Source organism: Maribacter sp. TH_r10, from assembly GCF_033101095.1.
Classification (GTDB): domain Bacteria; phylum Bacteroidota; class Bacteroidia; order Flavobacteriales; family Flavobacteriaceae; genus Maribacter_A; species Maribacter_A luteus.
Window position 1 is genome coordinate 690120 of the sequence record NZ_JAWMPY010000002.1, and the last position, 20123, is coordinate 710242.

The following is a 20123-nucleotide window of genomic DNA, read 5'->3' on the forward strand; positions in this document are numbered from 1 at the left end:
GTCTATGTTTATCCAAAGATGAAAAAAATCCCGAAAATCCTGAATTATCTTCAGAATAATCGGGAGTATTCCATTTGACTTTTATAAGTTTTGAAACGGGTTACCCCATTACTTCCTTAACTTTTATTCCGATTTCGGCGGGAGAATCCACCACATGTATTCCACATTCCCGCATTATACGTTTTTTGGCTTGTGCGGTATCGTCACTTCCTCCAACAATAGCCCCGGCATGTCCCATTGTTCTTCCCGCTGGTGCGGTTTCACCGGCGATAAAACCGACAATAGGTTTCTTACTACCACTTTCTTTGTACCATTTGGCTGCATCTGGCTCTAATTGCCCACCAATTTCACCGATCATCACGACGCAGTCCGTTTCAGGATCATTGATCAATAGTTCTACTGCATCCTTTGTTGTTGTTCCGATAATCGGGTCACCACCGATTCCAATAGCAGTGGTAATACCTAACCCTTGGCGAACCACTTGATCAGCAGCTTCATAAGTTAAAGTTCCTGATTTGGAAACAATGCCTATATTTCCCTTTTTGAAAACAAAACCGGGCATTATACCCACTTTGGCCTCACCCGGGGTTATTACTCCAGGGCAATTTGGACCTACTAAACGGCAGTCTTTATCTTTAATATAATCCGCAGCTTTTACCATATCGGCCACAGGTATACCTTCAGTAATGGTAATGATTACCTTGATACCGGCATTAGCCGCCTCCATTATGGCATCAGCAGCAAAAGCTGGCGGCACAAAAATTATAGTGGTATCCGCACCTACTTTTTCAACAGCCTCTTCAACAGTATTGAAAACGGGCTTTCCCAAGTGTTCTTGCCCCCCTTTTCCTGGAGTTACACCACCAACAATATTGGTACCGTAATCTATCATTTGCTCTGCGTGGAAGGTACCTTCACTGCCGGTAAATCCTTGAACTATTATTTTGGAGTTTTTGTTGACTAGAACACTCATGTAAGTTTTTTTTAATTATATGGAAACAAAAATATGTTTTTGATTATTATTTCAAAAACTAAAGTTGTTATTCTTTTAATTTCTCAATTATTTCTGGAATTTTCTTCACATAAGCCAATTGCTTTAGCTTTTCCCTGGATTCTTCAATAGGGGTCCCAAAATAGCTTTTTCCTCCCGGTACGGATTTTGTCACTCCCGTTTGCCCCATAATAACGGCTTTTGAACCAATGGTTATTCCACTGTTAGTACCAACTTGACCCCAAATCGTAACTTCATCCTCGATAATTACACAACCGGCAATTCCTGTTTGGGAAGCTATAAGGCATTTTTTGCCAATTACCGTATCATGCCCTACATGAACTTGGTTATCCAACTTAGATCCTTTTCCTATAGTCGTGTCACCGGTAACCCCTTTATCAATTGTACAGAGGGCGCCCAAATCAACATTGTCTTCGAGGACAACACGACCACAAGATATCAATTTATCAAATCCTTCAGGTCTGTTTTTATAATAAAATGCATCTGCTCCCAATACGGTTCCTGCGTGAATACTGACATTGTCTCCAATGAAACAATTATCATAAATACTTACATTCGAATGAATACGGCAGTTTTTTCCGATGATAACATTATTGCCTATGAATACGTTAGGTTGTATTACCGTTCCTTCACCGATTTTTGCCGATTCGGATATGGAAGATGTAGATTTAATAAAGGGTTTGAAATATGTAGATAATTTATTGAAATCCCTAAATGGATCATCCGAAATCAATAATGCTTTTCCTTCAGGGCACTCCACCTCTTTGTTGATAAGAACAACAGAGGCCCTGGAGTTTAGAGCTTTATCATAATATTTGGGGTGATCAACAAAAACTATTTCACCTTGTTGTATCACGTGAATCTCGTTCATTCCCAATACTTGAAAGTCGGCGGGACCAACAAATTTGGTATTGATAATGGTAGCGATCTGTTCTAAGGTATGCGGGTTTGGAAATCTCATTTGGTAAGAAATATTATATAAATTATTCCTTTACCCTTTCCATGTAATTGCCCTTTTCGGTATCGATCTTGATCTTATCACCTTCGTTAATAAAAAGAGGAACATTGACCCTAGCTCCTGTTTCTACCGTTGCAGGTTTGGTTGCATTGGTAGCAGTATTACCTTTTACTCCCGGTTCTGCATGGGTTACCTCCAATATTACACTGGCCGGCATATCTACGGATAAAGGCATATTGTCTTCCGTATTGAACAATATTGTTACAACCTCTCCTTCTTTCAACAAATCCGGAGCATCTAAAGAGCTTTTTTCAAGAGTAATCTGATTATAGTCCGTAGTATTCATAAAATGAAAGGTGTCCCCTTCCGCATATAAATATTGAAAAGATTGGGTTTCAACACGTACATCCTCAATCTTGTGACCTGCAGAAAATGTATTGTCAACTACTTTTCCGGTAGTAACACTTTTAAGTTTGGTTCTTACGAATGCAGGGCCTTTTCCCGGTTTTACGTGTAAGAACTCTATAACCTTATAAATATCATTACTATATCTAATGCAAAGTCCTTTTCTAATATCTGATGTTGATGCCATATTTTATTTTAATTAGTACTGAAATATCCTTTCATAATACCTCGTTGTGAATCCCTGATAAATTGAAGGATTTCATCCCGTTCAGGAGTTGCTTCCATTTCTGCTTCGATAATCTGGACAGCTTGGGTATTATTATAATGTTTTTGATACAGTATTCTATATATGTTCTGTATCTCGTGTATTTTTTCTGAAGTGTAACCTCTTCTTCGTAAACCTACTGAATTTATACCCACATAGGATAATGGTTCACGTGCCGCTTTTACGTAGGGAGGAACGTCTTTTCGTACCAAGGATCCCCCAGTAACGAAAGCGTGACCACCTATGGATACAAATTGATGCACAGCCACAAGACCTGCCAAAATAACATTATCTCCAATGGTCACGTGACCGGCCAGTGTAGAATTGTTTGAGAAAATACAATTATCCCCAACAAGACAGTCGTGTGCAATATGGCAATAGGCCATAATAAGACAATTATTGCCAATTACTGTTTTCATCCTGTCAGAAGTGCCTTTATGAATAGTCGCACATTCCCTAATTGTAGTATTATCCCCAATAATCACCACGGTTTCTTCCCCTTCATATTTTAAATCTTGGGGTGAAGCAGAGATTACTGCACCTGGAAAAATATTACAATTTTTCCCGATACGCGCCCCCTCCATTATGGTTACGTTAGATCCGATCCAAGTACCATCACCTATAGTAACATTATTATGTATGGTGGTAAATGGTTCAACGACAACGTTTTTTGCAATCTTAGCGCCCGGATGAATATAGGCAAGCGGTTGGTTCATATTAATTCTTTTTTATGATTTGGGCCATCATTTCGGCCTCACATACCAATTTATCATTGGCATAAGCATACGCTTGCATATGACAAATTCCCCTACGTATAGGAGTAATTAAGCTACAATGGAAAATAAGTGTATCTCCGGGTAGTACTTTTTGTTTGAATTTTACATTGTCTATTTTCATAAACAAGGTAAGGTAATTTTCTGGATCCGGAACCGTACTTAAGACGAGTATTCCTCCGGTTTGAGCCATTGCCTCTACTTGCAACACACCTGGCATTACGGGAGCCCCAGGAAAATGCCCTACAAAGAAGGGTTCGTTCATGGTGACGTTCTTCATGCCCACAACATGGGTTTCTGAAAGTTCCAAGATCCTATCGATCAATAAAAATGGGGGCCTGTGTGGCAGCATGGCCATGATCTGATGAATATCCATCAATGGCGGCTGACTCAGGTCATATTTAGGAATGTTATTCCTTTTTTCCATTTTAATGATTTTCGATAATTTCTTGGCAAATTGTGTATTTACAAAATGTCCAGGCTTGTTCGCAATGACCTTACCCCTAATCCTAATCCCGGCCAATGCCAAATCACCGATTACATCCAGTAATTTATGACGGGCTGCCTCATTGGGTTGATGAAGTGTCAAATTATCTAAGATCCCATTTGGTTTTACGGAAAGTTTCTTCTTATTGAAGGCTTTCTCCAGTTTGCTCATGGTTTCTGGTGAAATCTCCTTATCCACATAAACGATGGCATTGTTGAGATCCCCTCCTTTTATCAAACCGTTTTCCAAAAGTGTTTCCAATTCATGAAGGAAACTAAAGGTTCGTGCATTGGAGATTTCCGTCTTGAAATCGGATAATTTTTGCAAGTTCGCATTTTGGGTTCCCAACACCTTCGTACCAAAATCTACCATTGCGGTTATTTGATAAGTGTCTGAAGGTATAATGGTTATCTCACTCCCAGTGGCTTCGTCCTTATAAGATATGACATCTTTGACGACGTACTCTTCTCTTTCAGCTTCTTGCTCAACAATTCCTGCATTTTCCAAAGCTTCAACGAAAAATTTGGAAGATCCGTCCATTATCGGGGGTTCTGGTGAATTTAGCTCAATAATAACGTTATCGATTTCCAAACCGACCAAAGCGGCCAAAACATGTTCTGAAGTTTGGATCTTTACCCCTCTTTTCTCTAAGTTGGTGCCTCTTTGGGTGTTGACCACATAATTGGCATCTGCTTCTATAATAGGTTCACCCTCTAAATCTACTCTTTTAAAGGCATAACCATGGTTTTCGGGAGCAGGTGTGAATTTCAAAGTAACATTACCCCCTGTATGTAGCCCTACACCTGTTAGTGTAACCTCCTTTGCAATGGTTCTTTGTTTATTCGTTGTTGTGATCACCGTTAATCTTTTTTTCAAGTTTTTCAATTTGCTTTATAATCTTTGGTAAGTTCTTAAAATGAACATAGGATTTATTGAAATCTCCATAGGCCAACGAAGGTGATCCTTGCAAAACCTCATTGTCCTTTATATTTCTACCAATACCGGATTGAGCCTGAATTTTAACATTGTCACCTATTGTAATATGGCCAACTATGCCTACTTGCCCACCGATCATGCAATTTTTGCCGATTTTGGCAGAGCCCGCAATTCCCGTTTGGGCAGCAATGACCGTGTTTTCCCCGATTTCGACATTATGTGCTATCTGTATTTGGTTATCTAATTTAACCCCTTTTTTTATAAGGGTGGAGCCCAGAGTGGCCCGATCAATAGTAGTACCCGCTCCCACATCTACATTATCTTCTAAAACAACATTTCCTGTTTGGGGTATCCTAATGAATTCACCGTCTTTATTAGGGGAATATCCAAAGCCATCGGCGCCTATGATGGCACCACTATGAATCATGCAATTTTTACCTATGACAGTTTCAGAATAAATCCTGGCTCCTGCAAATATGGTTACGTTGTCATCGATTTTGACATTGTCGCCTATAAATGCATTCGGATAGATTTTCACGTTATTGCCAATAGTTACCTTATTACCGATATATGCGAACGCACCGAGATAAAAATTGTCTCCATAGACTGCGTCCTCGGCTTTGAAAACAGGTGATTCTATACCTGTTTTATTGTTCTTTACTTCATTGTAATATTGCAATAATTTTGAAAAGGATTCATAAGCATCATCCACCTTTATCATAGTGGTTTCAATCTGCTGTTCGGGAATAAAATCCTTATTTACAATAGTTACCGAAGCTTTCGTAGTGTAAATATGAGAAGTGTACTTGGGGTTGGCCAAAAATGTCAACGAACCTGTCTCGCCCTCTTCTATCTTAGCGAGTTTATGGACTGAAATCTCGGGGTTACCCTCGACTTCGCCCTCTAAAATGCCCGCAATCTGACCTGCTGTAAATACCATGGCCACAAAAGTAAGAAAAATAGTTAAACAGTTTCTTTAGGGTAACAGATATAATATTTCGTTACTTCTTTTGAGAGGGTTTTTAAATTCAAATGATCGGAGGCCTTTGCTACATCTTTAAGTTTGCCATCCTTTCGTAAGATGTTAATATTCTGTTTGTCAATATTATAAGCCCTATTGGTGATCTCCCCGGTAAACACGAAATATGAGGTTTCATCATCGGAAAGTCCCCATTTATTTTTGGTTTTGTCGAACTGTTCGCGCACCTTTCTAGATGACATAGCTTTGTTTTTCAACTTAATCGTAAGCAACTTTCTATTGATGATCATTCCACTTAATTTGGAAAGAATAAAATCATCATGATATTGCCATTGCTTTAAAGCTGAAATTATATCGGTATCATCTAATTGGGAGAATTGATATAAATTTTTGGAGGAGAAGTTATTCACATCAACCTTATTCTCCATGAAGAACAATAAAGATTCACTGCAATTCAGTTGTACTCCTTTTACCAAGAGTTCTTTGGCCCTTTTTAAAATCCGAATTAAAAGTTGTTCGGCCGCTAGACCGGTTTTGTGTAAGTATACCTGCCAATACATAAATCTCCTTGCCATCAAGAATTTTTCGACAGAATACACCCCTTTTTCCTCGACCACAAGTTCATTGTCCACAACATTGAGCATGCTAATGAGTCTTTCGGCATTTATGCTTCCTTCAGCAACCCCTGTATAGAAACTATCACGTTTTAAATAATCCATTCTGTCCATATCCAATTGACTGGACATTAATTGATGGAAGAAATTTTTATGGTAAACCCCTTGAAAGATATCAATGGCAAGCGTTAAACTTCCGTTAAACTTCTTATTAAGTTCCTTCATGAACAACAAGGAGATTTCTTCGTGGGAAATACCCTCTACGATACTGTTCTCCATCGCATGTGAGAAAGGGCCGTGACCAATATCGTGCAATAAAATAGCTATCAATAAACCTTCTTCCTCTTCTTTTGTTATTTCAATGTCCTTAAAACGAAGCACTTGTACGGCATGTTGCATTAAATGCATGCAGCCCAAGGCGTGGTGAAAACGTGTGTGATGGGCCCCAGGGTATACCAAATAGGACAATCCCATTTGTGAAATTCTGCGTAAACGCTGAAAATAAGGTTCTTCAATGAGGTTAAATATCAGTGTGCTGGGAATTCTAATAAATCCGTAAATTGGATCATTGAATATTTTAAGCTTGTTTGAATTTGTCAAAATGGCTTTTTTTAAATAAAGATCAAAGTTATACATTTGAAACGATAACCCTAGCATTTAACCGGGTTGCCCTAGTATTTGGATTTGAATAGTCTGTATTTCTGATTATTTTAAACCTTTCGAGCCATAAATAATACATTTATCATACTATGAACAAGATAACAATCCTTTGGGTCGATGATGAAATCGATCTTTTAAAACCACATATTCTGTTTTTGGAAAAGAAGAATTATGAGGTTGTTACTTGCCAAAGTGGACAGGAAGCGTTGGAAGAGATCCAGAAAACACCTGTCAATATTATTTTTTTGGATGAGAATATGCCCGGTCTTTCAGGACTGGAAACCTTGAGTGAGATCAAATTGATAAACTCCTCAATCCCCGTAGTCATGATTACCAAAAGTGAGGAAGAGCTAATCATGGAAGAGGCCATTGGTTCAAAAATAGCGGATTATCTAATTAAGCCTGTTAACCCTAATCAGATATTATTGTCCCTAAAAAAGAATTTGGACCATTCTCGACTGGTATCGGAACGCACTACAGCTGATTACCAACAAGAATTCAGAAAAATAGCAATGGATCTTTCGATGGTCAATTCTTATGATGAATGGGTCGAGTTGTATCGAAAATTGATACACTGGGAGTTGCGTCTTGAGAATATCGAAGATACCGGGTTAATTGAAATATTGGAGTCACAAAAAACCGAAGCCAACAATCAGTTCGGTAAATTCGTGGAGCGTAATTATGAGGAATGGCTAAATGATAATGACGGCCCGGTAATGTCCCATACCCTATTCAAAAAATGGATTAAACCAGAAATAATCGATACTCCGACCTTACTAGTCGTTATCGACAATTTAAGATATGATCAATGGCTGGCTTTTGAAAGTACGGTTAGTCCGTTCTACAAAAAAACAAAAGAAAAGTCCTATACCAGTATTTTGCCAACGGCCACGCAATACGCACGTAACGCAATTTTTTCAGGGCTAACCCCTTTGGCCATGGAAAAAAGGTTCCCCGAATGGTGGAAAAATGACACGGAAGAAGGGGGGAAAAACCTATTTGAAGATAGGTTTTTAGAAGAGCAGCTTAAGCGTTTGAACTTACCTCTTAAATGGGAATACCATAAAATAAGTAGTTTAAAGCAGGGAAAACAGTTGTCCCAAAACTTCAAATCACAAAAAGACAATGACTTAACGGTAATCGTCTATAATTTTGTGGATATGCTATCCCACTCAAAAACAGAAATGGAAGTTATCAAGGAACTGGCATCGAACGATAAGGCGTATCGTTCCTTGACCCAGAGTTGGTTCAAGAACTCCCCGTTATTGGAAATTATTCAGCAAGCCCAACATATGGGGCTTAAATTGATTATTACCACAGATCACGGTACCATTAACGTAAAACAGCCATCTAAGGTGATTGGGGATAAAGAAACCAGTTTAAACCTTCGGTACAAAACAGGACGTAGTTTAAGTTATGAAGATAAGGATGTTTTAGAGGCAAAGAACCCTGCTGATATACAATTACCCAGTATTAACATGAGCAGCTCGTTCATTTTTGCCAAAAACGACCTCTTTTTCGCTTATCCCAATAATTACAACCATTACGTGGGTTATTATCGAAACACCTACCAACATGGTGGGGTTTCCCTTGAGGAAATGATTATACCTTTTATTGTTTTTGAATCTAAATAAGTCTTTTAAAAGATGAAAATAACCTATACCGAGGACCAAATAATTGATGTTGCCAAAAAATTGATTGCTGCCTTTCCTTCCAAAATCGTATGTTTTCATGGTCCAATGGGTGCTGGTAAAACGACCCTTATAAAGGCTATCGTTAAGGAATTGGGAGTTGTGGGTGATGCAAGTAGTCCTACTTTTGGTATTGTTAATGAATATCAAGATGAAAACGAGCATATTTTGGCTTATCATTTTGATTTTTATCGATTAAACGATGAAAATGAGGCCTACGATTTGGGTATTGAGGATTATTTTAATTCCGATGCTTGGATTTTTATGGAATGGGCAGAAAAAGTATCGAATATCTTACCGGAGGATACAACAGAAATCACTATTAGTATAGTTGATAAAATGACCAGAGCCTTGGTTTTACCTGGTTAGGATGGGGGAAGATGCAACGGAACCCGCCAATTTTTAGTATAATTATTCGATGAAACGCGGGTTATTCGACAAAAAGTACATTTTTTAAGTTGAAATGTAAGTTTTTTTCGACGAAATACTTCATGTTTGGTTTTTTTTTCCTACATTCGAGACATCAAACGAGAATAATTACCTAAAAAACCCTCTAAAATGAAAATGAAAAATCTAATTTTTGGAATTTTGGCTTTTGTTGCATTAGCAGCAGTTACTTATGACACCGGCTCTAGTGCTGATGAAGGACAATCAATTGAGCAAGGAATTCATAAAGATAAACTTGATAGAAGAATTTAATCGGTTATATTGACCGTTTATCGAGGGACAATGTAAGTTGTCCCTTTTTTTATACTATTTACAGAATTCTTACGTTAGCGCCTTATATAATTTAATAAGGAGATGAACGATTCGAAGGCTAGATTAAGGGTGAAACGGAAGATTATCATTGAGTCCGTGTTCGTGTTTTTTATTGCAATTTCCCCTTTTTTGTATAAAATTTATGATTTTATGCCAAAGGAACCTGAAGAAACAATCTCAATATTTGGTTTTGTAATTGACAATCATGGATTTTCAGATGTTGCCACCTATTTTTGGTTCTTAATGAGCAAGATCATCCCCCTTTATTTAATGGTTTTCTGGTTTATGACCGCAAAGAATTGGTGGTATCACATTATTTTAATACCAATAGCCATGTACGCATTTCAAGTTTTTGAGGTGGTATTCGATTCTGATGATTATGTAGATACGGAAAATATCTGGTGGTTGTTGCCGATTTTAATGGTCATTATACCCATCGTATATTTTATCAGGATCAAGCTATATGATAAATATGTACATGGAATTGATTTGGAAGCTATGGAAGCCGAATTGAAAGGTCTGAAAGATAAACAACAAGCAATGAAAGAAAAAGAAGATCTAAAGAATTCCAAAAAATCAATTAGTTCGGAAAATCAGAGGGAGTTGAAAAATGTTGATACAAGTCGGGCATAAGAACAAGATTCCCATAATCCCACTTTGAACAATCCCAATTCATTATTATTTTCAATTTAAAGTTGTAAATTTACTTTTATCGTCATTTTTTTGCGATAAGAAGTATATTTTATGAAGCAACCCACCTCACCGTTTAGCAAACAACAATTGTTGCCCCAAGAAGAGACCTTAGAAGTCCTTAAACAAAAGGGGGAACTTTTTATAGGTCTTCCCAAAGAAAATCAATACCAGGAAAAACGTATCTGTTTAACCCCAGATGCGGTCAATGCCATTACGGCACACGGCCATCGAGTATTGATCGAGGCAGGAGCCGGAGAAGGAGCCGATTACTCAGATATAGAATATACAAATGCTGGAGCAGAGGTAACCAATGACGTAAAAAAAGTTTTTGGATGCCCTATTATTCTAAAGGTTGAGCCCCCTACCCTTTCTGAGATTGAAATGTTGAATCCGCAAACAACCGTTATTTCAGCACTTCAGATAAAAACACAACAAAAAGCGTATTTTGAACAAATGGCGAAAAAGCGCCTAACCGCTATAGCTTTTGAGTTTATCAGGGATGAGGACGGGAAGTATCCCGCTGTGCGTTCCTTGAGTGAGATTGCGGGGATTTCTTCTGTTCTGATTGCCTCTGAGTTAATGGCGGCAACTAATAAGGGTAACGGATTAATGTTCGGGAATATCAGTGGTGTGCCTCCCGTGGAAGTAGTTATTATCGGCGCTGGTACGGTAGGTGAATTTGCTGCCCGTTCAGCAATCGGTCTAGGGGCTAATGTGAAGGTATTCGATAATTCAATCACGAAGCTTCGGAATATACAGACCAATCTTCGACAGACGGTTTACACCTCCACCATTCAACCTAAAAACCTATTGAAATCATTGAAAAGGTGTGATGTTGCCATAGGAGCTGTAAGAGGAAAAGAAAGGGCCCCGATCGTGGTAACGAACACCATGGTAGAACATATGAAAAAAGGAGCGGTTATCATAGATGTTAGTATAGACATGGGTGGTTGTTTCGAATCAAGTGAAGTTACCGATCACATTAAGCCCATTGTAGAAAAATACGGGGTCATACATTATGGTGTCCCCAATATTCCGTCTCGTTATCCAAAAACGGCATCCATATCAATTAGCAATATTTTTACACCCTACCTTTTAAAATTGGGTGAAGATGGTGGATTGGAAAACTCCCTTCGATTTGACAAAGGTTTGAGGAACGGACTCTATATTTACCATGGGATACTTACCAGTAAGGCTGTAGGAGAATGGTTCGACCTGCAATACAGCGATATTAATTTCTTGATTTTTTAAGGAAGACCTCACCTTAATACCAAGACTTTTGTGAACAAAACCCTATCTTGCGGGCTTATTAAAAACCATTTTAAATTCACATGGCATTTTTAAAACGTTTGGGATTTTATCTTTTCGGGCTTTCTATCGGGCTTGTTTTTCTAACTATTTTTCTTAAGAACAAATCAGAGGAAACCGGTGTTGAGTTTTGTTATTTCCCAAATTGCCGAACCCTGAAGGATATTCGATCTAAAAAAATATCCTATTCTAACGAAATAGACCAAATGATTCGGGACAAACAACTCGATTCCCTTACGATAATGGGATTCCTGAATGATGGCGAGGTCGATTTTAAAAATAGTGATACCAAGTCAACGCCTTGTAAAACCTATTTGATCGAGTCAGAGGTTAATGATGTACTTGCCAAAATGACCGTTCAAAATTGCCCGGACAGTGCGGTTGTTCAAAACGTAAGGTTTTAAACAAACCAGAAATTATATTTTTCTGCGTTTTCTTTCTTGTTTCAGCAAGTTTAGTTCACGACTGGTTTGCCCGGCCACCGAAGTATTCTCTTCAGCCCTACGTATCAAATATGGCATAACATCACGTACAGGTCCAAACGGAAGATATTTGGCCACATTGTAACCATGTGCGGCCAGATTAAACGAAATATGGTCGCTCATACCGTATAATTGCCCAAACCATATGCGCTCATCATTAGGTTTCAATCCCTTTTCTGCCATTAAATCCATTAAATAATAACTGCTTTCTTCATTATGGGTGCCTGCAAACAAGGAAATGGTATCCATTCGATCCAAAATATACTTGGTGCAAGTATCATAATTCCCATCCGTTTCTTTTTTGGTGGCACAAATAGGCGTTTTATACCCCTTTTCTTCAGCTCGTTCATTTTCTTTTTCCATATAAGCCCCTCTAACGGTTTTTACCCCGATTTTAAAGCCTTCTTTCTGTGCTTGGGCATATAAATTTTCTAGATATTCCATTCGGTCCCATCGGTACATCTGTAAAGTGTTGAATACAATGGTTTTCTCTTTATTGTATTTGCGCATCATATCCTCAACCAATTCGTCAGCAGCGCTTTGCATCCAACTTTCCTCGGCATCGATCAATAACGAAACCCCTAGGTCATGTGCCTTTTTACAGGTTATGTCAAATCGATTGATTACCCTCTCCCACTCTGCTTGTTCTTTGTCGGATAACGGCTTACCTTCTGTAACCTTAGTGAACAAAGCCAATCGACCATATCCTGTCGGCTTAAAAACAGCAAAAGGTATTCCATCTTTCAGTTTCACGAAATCCAGGATTTCCAATATTTTGGCAAGTGCATGATCTAATGGGTCTTCGTCATCTTGGCCTTCTACGGAATAATCAAGTACGGAAGAAACCCCTTTTTCATACATTTTGTCCACGACCGGCATACAGTCTTTTTCACTAACACCTCCGCAAAAATGATCAAAAACCGTGGCACGTATCAATCCGTCAACGGGGAGATGTGCTTTTAGGGCAAAATTGGTCATTGCCGTACCAATGCGAACGAGTGGTTCATTGGCTATCATTTTAAACAGAAAATAGGCTCTCTCTAATTCGGAATCTGATTTTAAAGCAAATGCCGTTGTGGTATCCTCAAAAATTCGCTTCATTTTATGACATAATTTAACATATCAAATATAATCACAGATTTTATATTCTAATGATTAAAAATAACGTTTATTTTGTGCTTTAGATATAATGAAACATGGAATCGATAACGACAACTTCTTACGCTGTTCATTTTAGTGATAAAGCGTTTTTCGAATTAAAAAAATACCTGACATTGAATTCTTATTCCAAGGTATTCGTTTTAGTGGATGAAAACACCAAAGTGCACTGTTTGCCGGTGTTTGAAGAATTAATGGCGGATGCATTGTCATTCGAATTGATTACTATACAAGCTGGGGAGGAAAATAAGAATATCGAGGCATGTAACAAGGTATGGTTGGCCTTATCGGAAATGGATGCTGACCGTAAAAGCCTCATGATCAATTTAGGTGGTGGCGTTGTGACCGATTTAGGAGGGTTTGTCGCTTCTACCTATAAACGGGGCATCGATTTCATAAATATCCCCACAACCTTGTTGTCAATGGTAGATGCATCGGTCGGTGGTAAAACTGGTGTTGACCTTGGGTCATTGAAAAACCAGATCGGCGTAATCAACCAACCTAAAATGGTTCTGGTAGCCAGTATGTTTTTAAATACCCTTGAGGATCGCCAAATGCACAGTGGTTTCGCCGAAATGTTGAAACACGGACTTATAAAAGATGCATCTTATTGGAAAGAATTAAAGGCGATGGATTCTTTCGAAGATATCGATGATCATATTTTAACATCGGTATCGATAAAGAATGAAGTTGTTCTTCAGGACCCAACGGAACAACATTTAAGAAAAATATTGAATTTTGGACATACTTTGGGGCATGCTGTGGAGTCTTATTTTCTTGAAAACAATGAGAAAGAAACCTTGTTGCATGGTGAGGCGATAGCTATTGGGATGGTTCTGGAAGGGTATCTTTCCCATCAACTGACAGGGTTGTCCTTAAGTGAACTAGAAGATATTAAATCCACTTTTTTGAGCCGATATCCAAAAGTAGCCTTCACGGACGAAGACATAAAGACTATTTTATCGATGTTGAAGTTTGATAAGAAAAATTCACATGGTAATATCAATTTTGTCTTATTGAAAACGATTGGTGAACCCGTTATAGATGTCAAAATCCCCAATGATTTATATACGGCGGCTTTTGCTTACTACAAAGATTAAACCCTTCGTATACTAAAATCATTGATTTACAACTCTTTGATATTTTACGTTGTATTATTGGTTAGTTTGGATGTATAAATGAATTACAACCAATAAACCAAGCTATCATGATCCGTAAACTTGTCGATTACAAAAAGTTAGATCACAATTTAGTGGCAAAACTCATTGAAACCTATTCCGATGGATATGGCGATGAAGACATTATTACTTTCAAGAATGTCCGAGGTGAGATCATTGAAACGGTCGAATTAAGAACCGATGATACCATCTACTTAGTGAAAATCAGTAAAAGTCTTTCGAATTTCATTTCTAACTTTGAAGAAAATATTGAAAAAGGCCTTGAGACTAGGGAAGAACCTATTTTCGAAGAAGAAGTATCTGCCAATGAAATGGGAATGCAATCAGAGGAAGAACTCAGCGACGGGGTCTAAGTTTTCCCGTTTAAATATCTTTCCCTGATTATATTTCTATGGTGCTTTTGGTGACCGCAAATAATAAAACCCAATGCCGCTACGCTCATAGGGTTGTTACTTGCCGTTCCAACATTTCCAAGCGCTTTTTTATCCATATTGGTAAAGAGTGCGATTGTTGATTGCCTTATAATCTTGTATTCTTCAATAATATCTTCTTTGGTTCTTAGGGCCGAATTGGAATTAGGCACATAAATATCCTGATCAAATCCTGGCAAGGGTGTCAGGTCTCCCCTCATAAACCGCAACGCCCTATATTGCATAACCCTTTCCGTATCCATGATGTGAACCAAAACTTCACTAACGGTCCATTTGCCCTCTGCATATGCATAGTTCAATTTGTCGTCGGGGATACTATCAAGAAATTGTGGGAAGTTTAAAAGTTGGTTGGTAAGAATGTTGAATAATTCAGCATCTCCCAATGCATCCAGGTAGGTTTTGTAAAAAGAACCATATTCTTCAGTCTTCAGTTCAGTGACTCTCATAAAGTGAAAATGAAAAATCCCAAAGACTTTCGTTTTTGGGATTTGTATTGTAGAGTAAAAATCTTGTTATAGTTCGTTAAAAATCATATGCATTAAACGTTTTTTATCGTTAATGCTTTCTTCAAGTGAAATCATGGTCTCGGTTCTACTGATGCCATCGATGTCATCTATCTTGAAAATAATATTTTTAGCGTGATTGGTATCTTTCGCCCTGATTTTACAGAATATGTTGAATTTACCAGTAGTTATATGGGCTACGGTAACATTCGGTATCTGTTCTAAGCGCTCCAAAACAAATTTTGTCTGATGGGTTTTTTCCAAGAATACACCAACATAAGCTATAAAAGCATATCCTAGTTTAACGTAATCCAATGTCAAAGAAGAACCACGTATGATTCCTGCTTCTTCCATTTTTTTAACACGTACATGAACTGTGCCGGCAGAGATTAATAGTTTTTTGGCTATATCAGTGAAAGGGGTTCTGGTGTTATCAATCAGCATGTCCAGAATCTGGTGGTCAATTTCGTCTAATTTAACTTTTGTCATTGTTACTTAATATTTGGTACAAAAATAAGTAATTAAGAAATTAAACTTAATAAAAGTTGTTATTTTTTAACAAAAATGTAATTAAACATTCTTTTTTGAGTTTAATGCTCAAAAAATATTTTAAATAAGTTTAGCGAAAGTTGCTGATTTTAAGTAAGAAAAATCATTTTCCGAAGTGCAATCATATGTTTTATGTCCAAAATAACCTTCTAGGTTTCCTGATTTTTCTAATGAAGCCTCAAAAGTAATTTGCTCATTTTTAAGAACTTCCTTGTAAAGAATGCCTAATGAATCACCCTCTTTATATTTAATCGGATCAATAATGTGTACATTTTTTATAAGGATATCGTAAAATAATTTATTGTTGTCCGGTATCTCAAAATAAGCGGATTGATCATACTCTTCCAGGGTGTCGCTAGAAATGACATCTAAAGCTTTAAACATGGCAATGAATATGAATTTTCGTGTTTCCTCGCGGTCATAATCATTTGGATAGTGACCGGCTTCGAACAAAATAGTCGGAATATTCAACATTTGAAAGGTATCACCAACGCAATTGGCATTGAAACCATCATCGTAACGACCTATTTGTCCGGGAATCGATTCTTGAAGCTCTTGGTTCATAGCAACGATCAATCGCATACTCTGTGCCCTTGTAAATGAAATATTTCTCTCCTTATCAAAAGCAGGGGCCAAAAATGACACTGTTGCCGGTTTTGATGAGTTTCCTACATTGAATATGGTTCGTTGTCCATGAAGGTTAAAACAAAAATCAGGTTTAAAATGTTCATAGCAATTTCGAAGAACTTTGCTTTCTGGCTGACTTCTTTCTTGTGCATCACGATTCAGATCAACAATGTTCGCATTCATTCGGGTATATGCCATTGCACCATCCGGATTAAGAATAGGTATGATCCTGATCGTACAGGTACTTAATATGGTTGAGCTGATTTTAGAAGAACCGACGATAAAATTTAAAAGGTCGAAAATGGCTTTTGTGGTTGTAGATTCATTTCCGTGCATTTGGGACCACATTAAAATTTTCTTAGGGCCATTTCCGAATGTCACGGTATAAATAGGAAGGTCTTTTACTGATCGACCAATTTCTTCCACCTTAAAAACAGCTGGAAGATCTTTAAGAATCGGGGTAATGTGGTTATGTGTAATATACCTTCCTTTTAAGGCTTTCTCTTTTATCGAATTGTAATCTATATGGGATAATCTCATTTAAATGTTTTTCAAGCGGATACAAATGTAACACCTCTTTAAGTTACAAATGTAAAACGTAAAATTACATTTGTAAACTTCAAAAATTAGGTTTTCATCCCGTTTGAATAAACAATTGTAAACAAAAACCCCTAAAAAGTATTAAACAGTATAAAAAGATTTATAATTAACATTATACTAGTTATATAAAGTATTTTAAGTAAAGTGATAGTATATATAATTGGACCGTTTATATTGTTTAATTTTAAAGATTGAAGTTACTTTTTGCTTACCTTTACGCACTACTTAATTACAATGGTAAACATAGAGGATTTTATAAAACGTCTGGAGGAAATTCTACGCTATTACGACCTATCGGCGTCGGTTTTCGCTGATCGCATAAAAGTACAGCGCTCCAGTATTTCCCATTTGTTATCAGGTAGAAACAAGCCTAGTTTAGAGTTCGTGATGAAGGTTGTGGATACTTTTCCCGAAGTTGATTTGTATTGGCTCTTGAAAGGGGAAGGTGATTTTCCTGTGTCTAAAACCAAGATCAAGTCTGTAAAACCTTTACCCGCTCCGACCCCGGTAGACCAAGAAATGAAAAAACCTCCCAAAACAAAGGAGGGGAAAAGTATTGACCGGATAGTCATCTTCTTTTCTGACGGGAGTTTTAAATCTTATCGGGAATGAAACTATGCTTGTAAAGTAATTTTATTTGGAATGCGGTTGTGCTATTTGCTGGTAAATCCTTTAATTTGTGATTATGCAAATAAGATTCATTCTAATATTTATCGCATTTTCGCTTCTTGTTTCCTGCTATCAACCACAAAGGGATTGCAAGGCTTTTAAGGATGGTAAATTTACTTTTACCTCTATAATCAATAATAAGGAAGTGAGTACTGTTTTTGAGCGAAATGGAGACCTTGAAATCGATTATTTTGATGGTAAGATAGACAGTTCTTCAGTGCGCTGGATCAATGACTGTGAATATATCATGAAAAAAATGCATCCGAAGAACAAAGCCGAGGAAAAGTCGGTTCATGTGAAAATATTGACAACTACAGGGAATTCATATACCTTTGAATACAATATTGTGGGTGATAACAATAAATCTAGAGGAACGGCTATAAAAACCAACTAACCATGTTCGACATTTTAACAAGTCCTGATGCCTGGGTGGCATTACTTACCCTAACTTTCCTTGAAATAGTCTTAGGTATCGATAATATCATATTTATATCGATAGCTGCGGGCAAATTGGAAAAAAAGCAACGTAAAAAAGCAACGAATCTTGGTTTGGTGCTCGCTATGGTCATGCGTATTTTGTTGTTGTTCGGTATTTCTTTGTTGACCAGTATGAAAAAGCCTTTTTGGGTTCTGGATGGTGAATGGGTGTCTGGAGGGATTAGCGGGCAAGGATTGATATTGTTCGCTGGTGGATTGTTCCTATTATATAAGAGTACGAGTGAAATTCATGAGAAAATCGAGGATAAAGGGCATGATGAGCGAGAGGTTAAAAGTCATAGGTCTACATCTTTGACGAATGCCATTGTCCAGATTACCGTAATCAATATCGTGTTTTCGTTCGACTCCATTTTAACCGCTATAGGTATGACCAATGGTATCTCCCCTAACCCCAATGATGCATTGATTTTAATGGTCATTGCGGTTGTTGTCTCTGTTATAATTATGATGTTGTTCGCTAATCCTGTTGGGGAATTTGTGAATAAACACCCTTCAATCCAAGTATTAGGCCTGTCTTTCCTTATATTGATCGGATTTATGTTGATTGCTGAATCGGCGCATTTATCACATCTAGTAGTATTCGGTAATGAAGTAGGGACCATACCCAAAGGGTATCTTTATTTTTCCATTGCTTTTTCACTTATGGTGGAATTCTTCAATATGCGAATGAAGAAAAACAAAAATCCGAAACAAACGATTTCTGATGACATCAACTAAGCTAAAAGGCTTAGTGTCCTAAATGATATGATGATTCCTTTGAAGAAGCAATAACCGCTACAAGATGGCTTTATGTCTTTGTCTGGTTTAAGTTTAGTTTAAACAAACTTATATCTGGAATAGTTAGCTATGCCCTTGTGAACAGAGTGTTTTTTCGGATAAAAGATTTAGCTAGGTCCAAAATCCGGATAATCTTATTAATTAGGTCTGGAATAAGCTATTTTAGGATTCTTCTTTTTCTGTTGCTTAAAGAGTCGCTGTTGTTGTTTTACGGTCAAGGTACTACCGTCATGACTCCATCCGGGAGGGCCGAAAATATACATTAATGCATGGGAGAGTTTTTTGGACTTTTTTACATCGTTCCAAATATCCTTGAATTCATGTGTCAGAATTACGATCGGGTTGTAAGAGTCCGGTGCATGAATTACACCATATTTAACATCTATATTTTCGTCATACTCTTTCCAAGTGCCGAATATCTTATCGAAGATATTCAGAAATCCGCCATGGTTTTTATCCAAATACTCCACATTTTGGGCATGATGCACTTGATGCATAGTGTGGGTATTGAAGATTTTTTCCAAAAATCCCAATTTAGGTACGTAAACCGTATGTAGTTGAAATTGCCATAAGGCTTCTATACCGAGGCACACTACGACCATTTCAGGAGGGAAACCCAGTGCTGGCATCCACATATAAAATAAAGGCTTGTACAATATCGTAAACCAGCCATTTCTAACAGCTGTACCCAGGTTAAAATTGTCCGATGAGTGGTGTACGATGTGCGCGGCCCATAATATCCTCACTTCATGATTAGCCCTATGGAACCAGTAGTATGTAAAATCATCGGCCAATTGGCACAGGAGCCAAATATACCAAGCGTAGCCAAAAGATTCGTAACCCATGATATTGGTTCTTACCCCGTCTACAAGGGGATTGAACAATTCATAAGTAAACTCAAAAATTACAATTGCGGAAATAACTTTGATCAAGGGGGCGATTATCGCGGATCCAACTCCCATAAAACCACTGGCAAAAAGATCTTTCCATTCGTATAGGTCGTCATCTCCGTGGGTTTTACTGTAGGTTAATTCCAGTAATATAAATGCAATAAAACAAGGTACTCCGTATACCAGGGGGTTGGTAAAATCCATATATCTTTTTAAATTAT

At 37.6% G+C, this 20123-nt stretch carries 23 protein-coding genes; 11 read left to right on the forward strand and 12 right to left on the reverse strand.

All coding sequences use genetic code 11. From position 1 onward, the window contains the following. Window positions 1-100: 100 nt before the first annotated feature. The 7 genes from sucD to R3X28_RS08400 form a co-directional block, all read right to left on the reverse strand. Window positions 101-973, reverse strand: a complete 873-nt coding sequence (gene sucD, locus R3X28_RS08370; protein WP_154365299.1) for a succinate--CoA ligase subunit alpha — start codon at window positions 971-973, stop codon at window positions 101-103. Window positions 974-1040: 67 nt separating this feature from the next. After that, window positions 1041-1973, reverse strand: a complete 933-nt coding sequence (locus tag R3X28_RS08375) for a UDP-3-O-(3-hydroxymyristoyl)glucosamine N-acyltransferase (RefSeq protein ID WP_317663952.1) — start codon at window positions 1971-1973, stop codon at window positions 1041-1043. Window positions 1974-1995: 22 nt separating this feature from the next. After that, window positions 1996-2562 carry an elongation factor P gene (gene efp, locus R3X28_RS08380; RefSeq protein WP_154365295.1) on the reverse strand — a complete coding sequence of 189 codons (567 nt, stop codon included), beginning with the start codon at window positions 2560-2562 and terminating at the stop codon, window positions 1996-1998. An 8-nt stretch (window positions 2563-2570) separates the two neighbouring features. Continuing rightward, window positions 2571-3356, reverse strand: a complete 786-nt coding sequence (lpxA, locus tag R3X28_RS08385) for an acyl-ACP--UDP-N-acetylglucosamine O-acyltransferase (RefSeq protein WP_154365293.1) — start codon at window positions 3354-3356, stop codon at window positions 2571-2573. Window position 3357: 1 nt separating this feature from the next. Next, the gene (locus tag R3X28_RS08390; RefSeq protein ID WP_154365291.1) at window positions 3358-4785 is read right to left on the reverse strand and encodes a bifunctional UDP-3-O-[3-hydroxymyristoyl] N-acetylglucosamine deacetylase/3-hydroxyacyl-ACP dehydratase; all 1428 of its coding nucleotides are present in this window, start codon (window positions 4783-4785) and stop codon (window positions 3358-3360) included. Next, entirely contained in the window at window positions 4739-5776 is a 1038-nt protein-coding gene (gene lpxD, locus R3X28_RS08395; RefSeq protein ID WP_154365289.1) for a UDP-3-O-(3-hydroxymyristoyl)glucosamine N-acyltransferase, read from the reverse strand. The genes R3X28_RS08390 and lpxD overlap by 47 nt, the downstream gene beginning before the upstream one ends. A gap of 23 nt (window positions 5777-5799) precedes the next feature. Beyond that, window positions 5800-7029 (reverse strand): HD domain-containing protein, encoded by a 1230-nt coding sequence (locus tag R3X28_RS08400; protein ID WP_317663953.1) that lies wholly within the window; start codon window positions 7027-7029, stop codon window positions 5800-5802. A gap of 149 nt (window positions 7030-7178) precedes the next feature. Between R3X28_RS08400 and R3X28_RS08405 the strand changes: the two genes are divergently transcribed. The 6 genes from R3X28_RS08405 (at window position 7179) to R3X28_RS08430 (ending at window position 11944) form a co-directional block, all read left to right on the forward strand. Then, the gene (locus tag R3X28_RS08405; RefSeq protein ID WP_317663954.1) at window positions 7179-8723 is read left to right on the forward strand and encodes a PglZ domain-containing protein; all 1545 of its coding nucleotides are present in this window, start codon (window positions 7179-7181) and stop codon (window positions 8721-8723) included. A gap of 12 nt (window positions 8724-8735) precedes the next feature. Further along, window positions 8736-9149, forward strand: coding sequence for a tRNA (adenosine(37)-N6)-threonylcarbamoyltransferase complex ATPase subunit type 1 TsaE (gene tsaE / locus R3X28_RS08410; RefSeq protein WP_154365283.1), 414 nt, complete (start codon window positions 8736-8738; stop codon window positions 9147-9149). Window positions 9150-9338: 189 nt separating this feature from the next. Further along, window positions 9339-9479: a hypothetical protein gene (locus R3X28_RS08415; protein WP_154365281.1), complete on the forward strand. Its 141-nt coding sequence runs from the start codon at window positions 9339-9341 to the stop codon at window positions 9477-9479. A gap of 210 nt (window positions 9480-9689) precedes the next feature. After that, window positions 9690-10172: a hypothetical protein gene (locus R3X28_RS08420; RefSeq protein ID WP_179955057.1), complete on the forward strand. Its 483-nt coding sequence runs from the start codon at window positions 9690-9692 to the stop codon at window positions 10170-10172. Window positions 10173-10283: 111 nt separating this feature from the next. Then, a complete protein-coding gene (locus R3X28_RS08425; protein WP_154365278.1) occupies window positions 10284-11483 on the forward strand; it encodes an alanine dehydrogenase in 1200 nt (399 codons plus the stop codon). An 80-nt stretch (window positions 11484-11563) separates the two neighbouring features. Then, window positions 11564-11944 carry a DUF4258 domain-containing protein gene (locus tag R3X28_RS08430; RefSeq protein WP_282054817.1) on the forward strand — a complete coding sequence of 127 codons (381 nt, stop codon included), beginning with the start codon at window positions 11564-11566 and terminating at the stop codon, window positions 11942-11944. Window positions 11945-11956: 12 nt separating this feature from the next. Here R3X28_RS08430 and R3X28_RS08435 read toward each other — a convergent pair whose 3' ends face one another. Continuing rightward, on the reverse strand, window positions 11957-13123 hold the full coding sequence (locus R3X28_RS08435; protein ID WP_282054816.1) for a proline dehydrogenase family protein: 1167 nt from the start codon (window positions 13121-13123) through the stop codon (window positions 11957-11959). 95 nt (window positions 13124-13218) lie between these two features. Here R3X28_RS08435 and aroB point away from each other — a divergent pair, with 95 nt between their 5' ends. Then, on the forward strand, window positions 13219-14280 hold the full coding sequence (aroB, locus tag R3X28_RS08440) for a 3-dehydroquinate synthase (protein ID WP_282054815.1): 1062 nt from the start codon (window positions 13219-13221) through the stop codon (window positions 14278-14280). Between the two features lie 107 nt (window positions 14281-14387). Beyond that, window positions 14388-14711 (forward strand): hypothetical protein, encoded by a 324-nt coding sequence (locus R3X28_RS08445; RefSeq protein ID WP_154365270.1) that lies wholly within the window; start codon window positions 14388-14390, stop codon window positions 14709-14711. Here R3X28_RS08445 and R3X28_RS08450 read toward each other — a convergent pair. From R3X28_RS08450 to R3X28_RS08460, 3 genes are all read right to left on the reverse strand, one after another. Next, window positions 14708-15235: a DinB family protein gene (locus R3X28_RS08450; RefSeq protein ID WP_317663955.1), complete on the reverse strand. Its 528-nt coding sequence runs from the start codon at window positions 15233-15235 to the stop codon at window positions 14708-14710. The genes R3X28_RS08445 and R3X28_RS08450 overlap by 4 nt on opposite strands. Window positions 15236-15301: 66 nt before the next feature. Then, window positions 15302-15781 carry an Lrp/AsnC family transcriptional regulator gene (locus R3X28_RS08455; RefSeq protein WP_154365266.1) on the reverse strand — a complete coding sequence of 160 codons (480 nt, stop codon included), beginning with the start codon at window positions 15779-15781 and terminating at the stop codon, window positions 15302-15304. Between the two features lie 120 nt (window positions 15782-15901). After that, window positions 15902-17008 carry a M14 family metallopeptidase gene (locus R3X28_RS08460; RefSeq protein ID WP_317663956.1) on the reverse strand — a complete coding sequence of 369 codons (1107 nt, stop codon included), beginning with the start codon at window positions 17006-17008 and terminating at the stop codon, window positions 15902-15904. A gap of 294 nt (window positions 17009-17302) precedes the next feature. Between R3X28_RS08460 and R3X28_RS08465 the strand changes: the two genes are divergently transcribed. From R3X28_RS08465 to R3X28_RS08475, 3 genes are all read left to right on the forward strand, one after another. Then, a complete protein-coding gene (locus tag R3X28_RS08465) occupies window positions 17303-17680 on the forward strand; it encodes a helix-turn-helix domain-containing protein (protein ID WP_154365262.1) in 378 nt (125 codons plus the stop codon). A 73-nt stretch (window positions 17681-17753) separates the two neighbouring features. After that, the gene (locus tag R3X28_RS08470) at window positions 17754-18131 is read left to right on the forward strand and encodes a DNA topoisomerase IV (protein ID WP_282054808.1); all 378 of its coding nucleotides are present in this window, start codon (window positions 17754-17756) and stop codon (window positions 18129-18131) included. 2 nt (window positions 18132-18133) lie between these two features. Further along, window positions 18134-18952: a TerC family protein gene (locus tag R3X28_RS08475; RefSeq protein WP_154365258.1), complete on the forward strand. Its 819-nt coding sequence runs from the start codon at window positions 18134-18136 to the stop codon at window positions 18950-18952. Between the two features lie 197 nt (window positions 18953-19149). Here R3X28_RS08475 and R3X28_RS08480 read toward each other — a convergent pair whose 3' ends face one another. Further along, on the reverse strand, window positions 19150-20106 hold the full coding sequence (locus R3X28_RS08480; RefSeq protein WP_154365256.1) for a sterol desaturase family protein: 957 nt from the start codon (window positions 20104-20106) through the stop codon (window positions 19150-19152). Window positions 20107-20123: the final 17 nt, after the last annotated feature.

Bases quoted from the DNA above. Each gene is read 5' to 3' on its own strand.
- sucD (WP_154365299.1), bottom strand. From the start codon at position 973: ATGAGTGTTCTAGTCAACAAAAACTCCAAAATAATAGTTCAAGGATTT.
- R3X28_RS08375 (WP_317663952.1), bottom strand. From the start codon at position 1,973: ATGAGATTTCCAAACCCGCATACCTTAGAACAGATCGCTACCATTATC.
- efp (WP_154365295.1), bottom strand. From the start codon at position 2,562: ATGGCATCAACATCAGATATTAGAAAAGGACTTTGCATTAGATATAGT.
- lpxA (WP_154365293.1), bottom strand. From the start codon at position 3,356: ATGAACCAACCGCTTGCCTATATTCATCCGGGCGCTAAGATTGCAAAA.
- lpxD (WP_154365289.1), bottom strand. From the start codon at position 5,776: ATGGTATTTACAGCAGGTCAGATTGCGGGCATTTTAGAGGGCGAAGTC.
- R3X28_RS08405 (WP_317663954.1), top strand. From the start codon at position 7,179: ATGAACAAGATAACAATCCTTTGGGTCGATGATGAAATCGATCTTTTA.
- tsaE (WP_154365283.1), top strand. From the start codon at position 8,736: ATGAAAATAACCTATACCGAGGACCAAATAATTGATGTTGCCAAAAAA.
- R3X28_RS08415 (WP_154365281.1), top strand. From the start codon at position 9,339: ATGAAAATGAAAAATCTAATTTTTGGAATTTTGGCTTTTGTTGCATTA.
- R3X28_RS08420 (WP_179955057.1), top strand. From the start codon at position 9,690: ATGCCAAAGGAACCTGAAGAAACAATCTCAATATTTGGTTTTGTAATT.
- R3X28_RS08425 (WP_154365278.1), top strand. From the start codon at position 10,284: ATGAAGCAACCCACCTCACCGTTTAGCAAACAACAATTGTTGCCCCAA.
- R3X28_RS08430 (WP_282054817.1), top strand. From the start codon at position 11,564: ATGGCATTTTTAAAACGTTTGGGATTTTATCTTTTCGGGCTTTCTATC.
- R3X28_RS08435 (WP_282054816.1), bottom strand. From the start codon at position 13,123: ATGAAGCGAATTTTTGAGGATACCACAACGGCATTTGCTTTAAAATCA.
- aroB (WP_282054815.1), top strand. From the start codon at position 13,219: ATGGAATCGATAACGACAACTTCTTACGCTGTTCATTTTAGTGATAAA.
- R3X28_RS08445 (WP_154365270.1), top strand. From the start codon at position 14,388: ATGATCCGTAAACTTGTCGATTACAAAAAGTTAGATCACAATTTAGTG.
- R3X28_RS08450 (WP_317663955.1), bottom strand. From the start codon at position 15,235: ATGAGAGTCACTGAACTGAAGACTGAAGAATATGGTTCTTTTTACAAA.
- R3X28_RS08455 (WP_154365266.1), bottom strand. From the start codon at position 15,781: ATGACAAAAGTTAAATTAGACGAAATTGACCACCAGATTCTGGACATG.
- R3X28_RS08460 (WP_317663956.1), bottom strand. From the start codon at position 17,008: ATGAGATTATCCCATATAGATTACAATTCGATAAAAGAGAAAGCCTTA.
- R3X28_RS08465 (WP_154365262.1), top strand. From the start codon at position 17,303: ATGGTAAACATAGAGGATTTTATAAAACGTCTGGAGGAAATTCTACGC.
- R3X28_RS08470 (WP_282054808.1), top strand. From the start codon at position 17,754: ATGCAAATAAGATTCATTCTAATATTTATCGCATTTTCGCTTCTTGTT.
- R3X28_RS08475 (WP_154365258.1), top strand. From the start codon at position 18,134: ATGTTCGACATTTTAACAAGTCCTGATGCCTGGGTGGCATTACTTACC.
- R3X28_RS08480 (WP_154365256.1), bottom strand. From the start codon at position 20,106: ATGGATTTTACCAACCCCCTGGTATACGGAGTACCTTGTTTTATTGCA.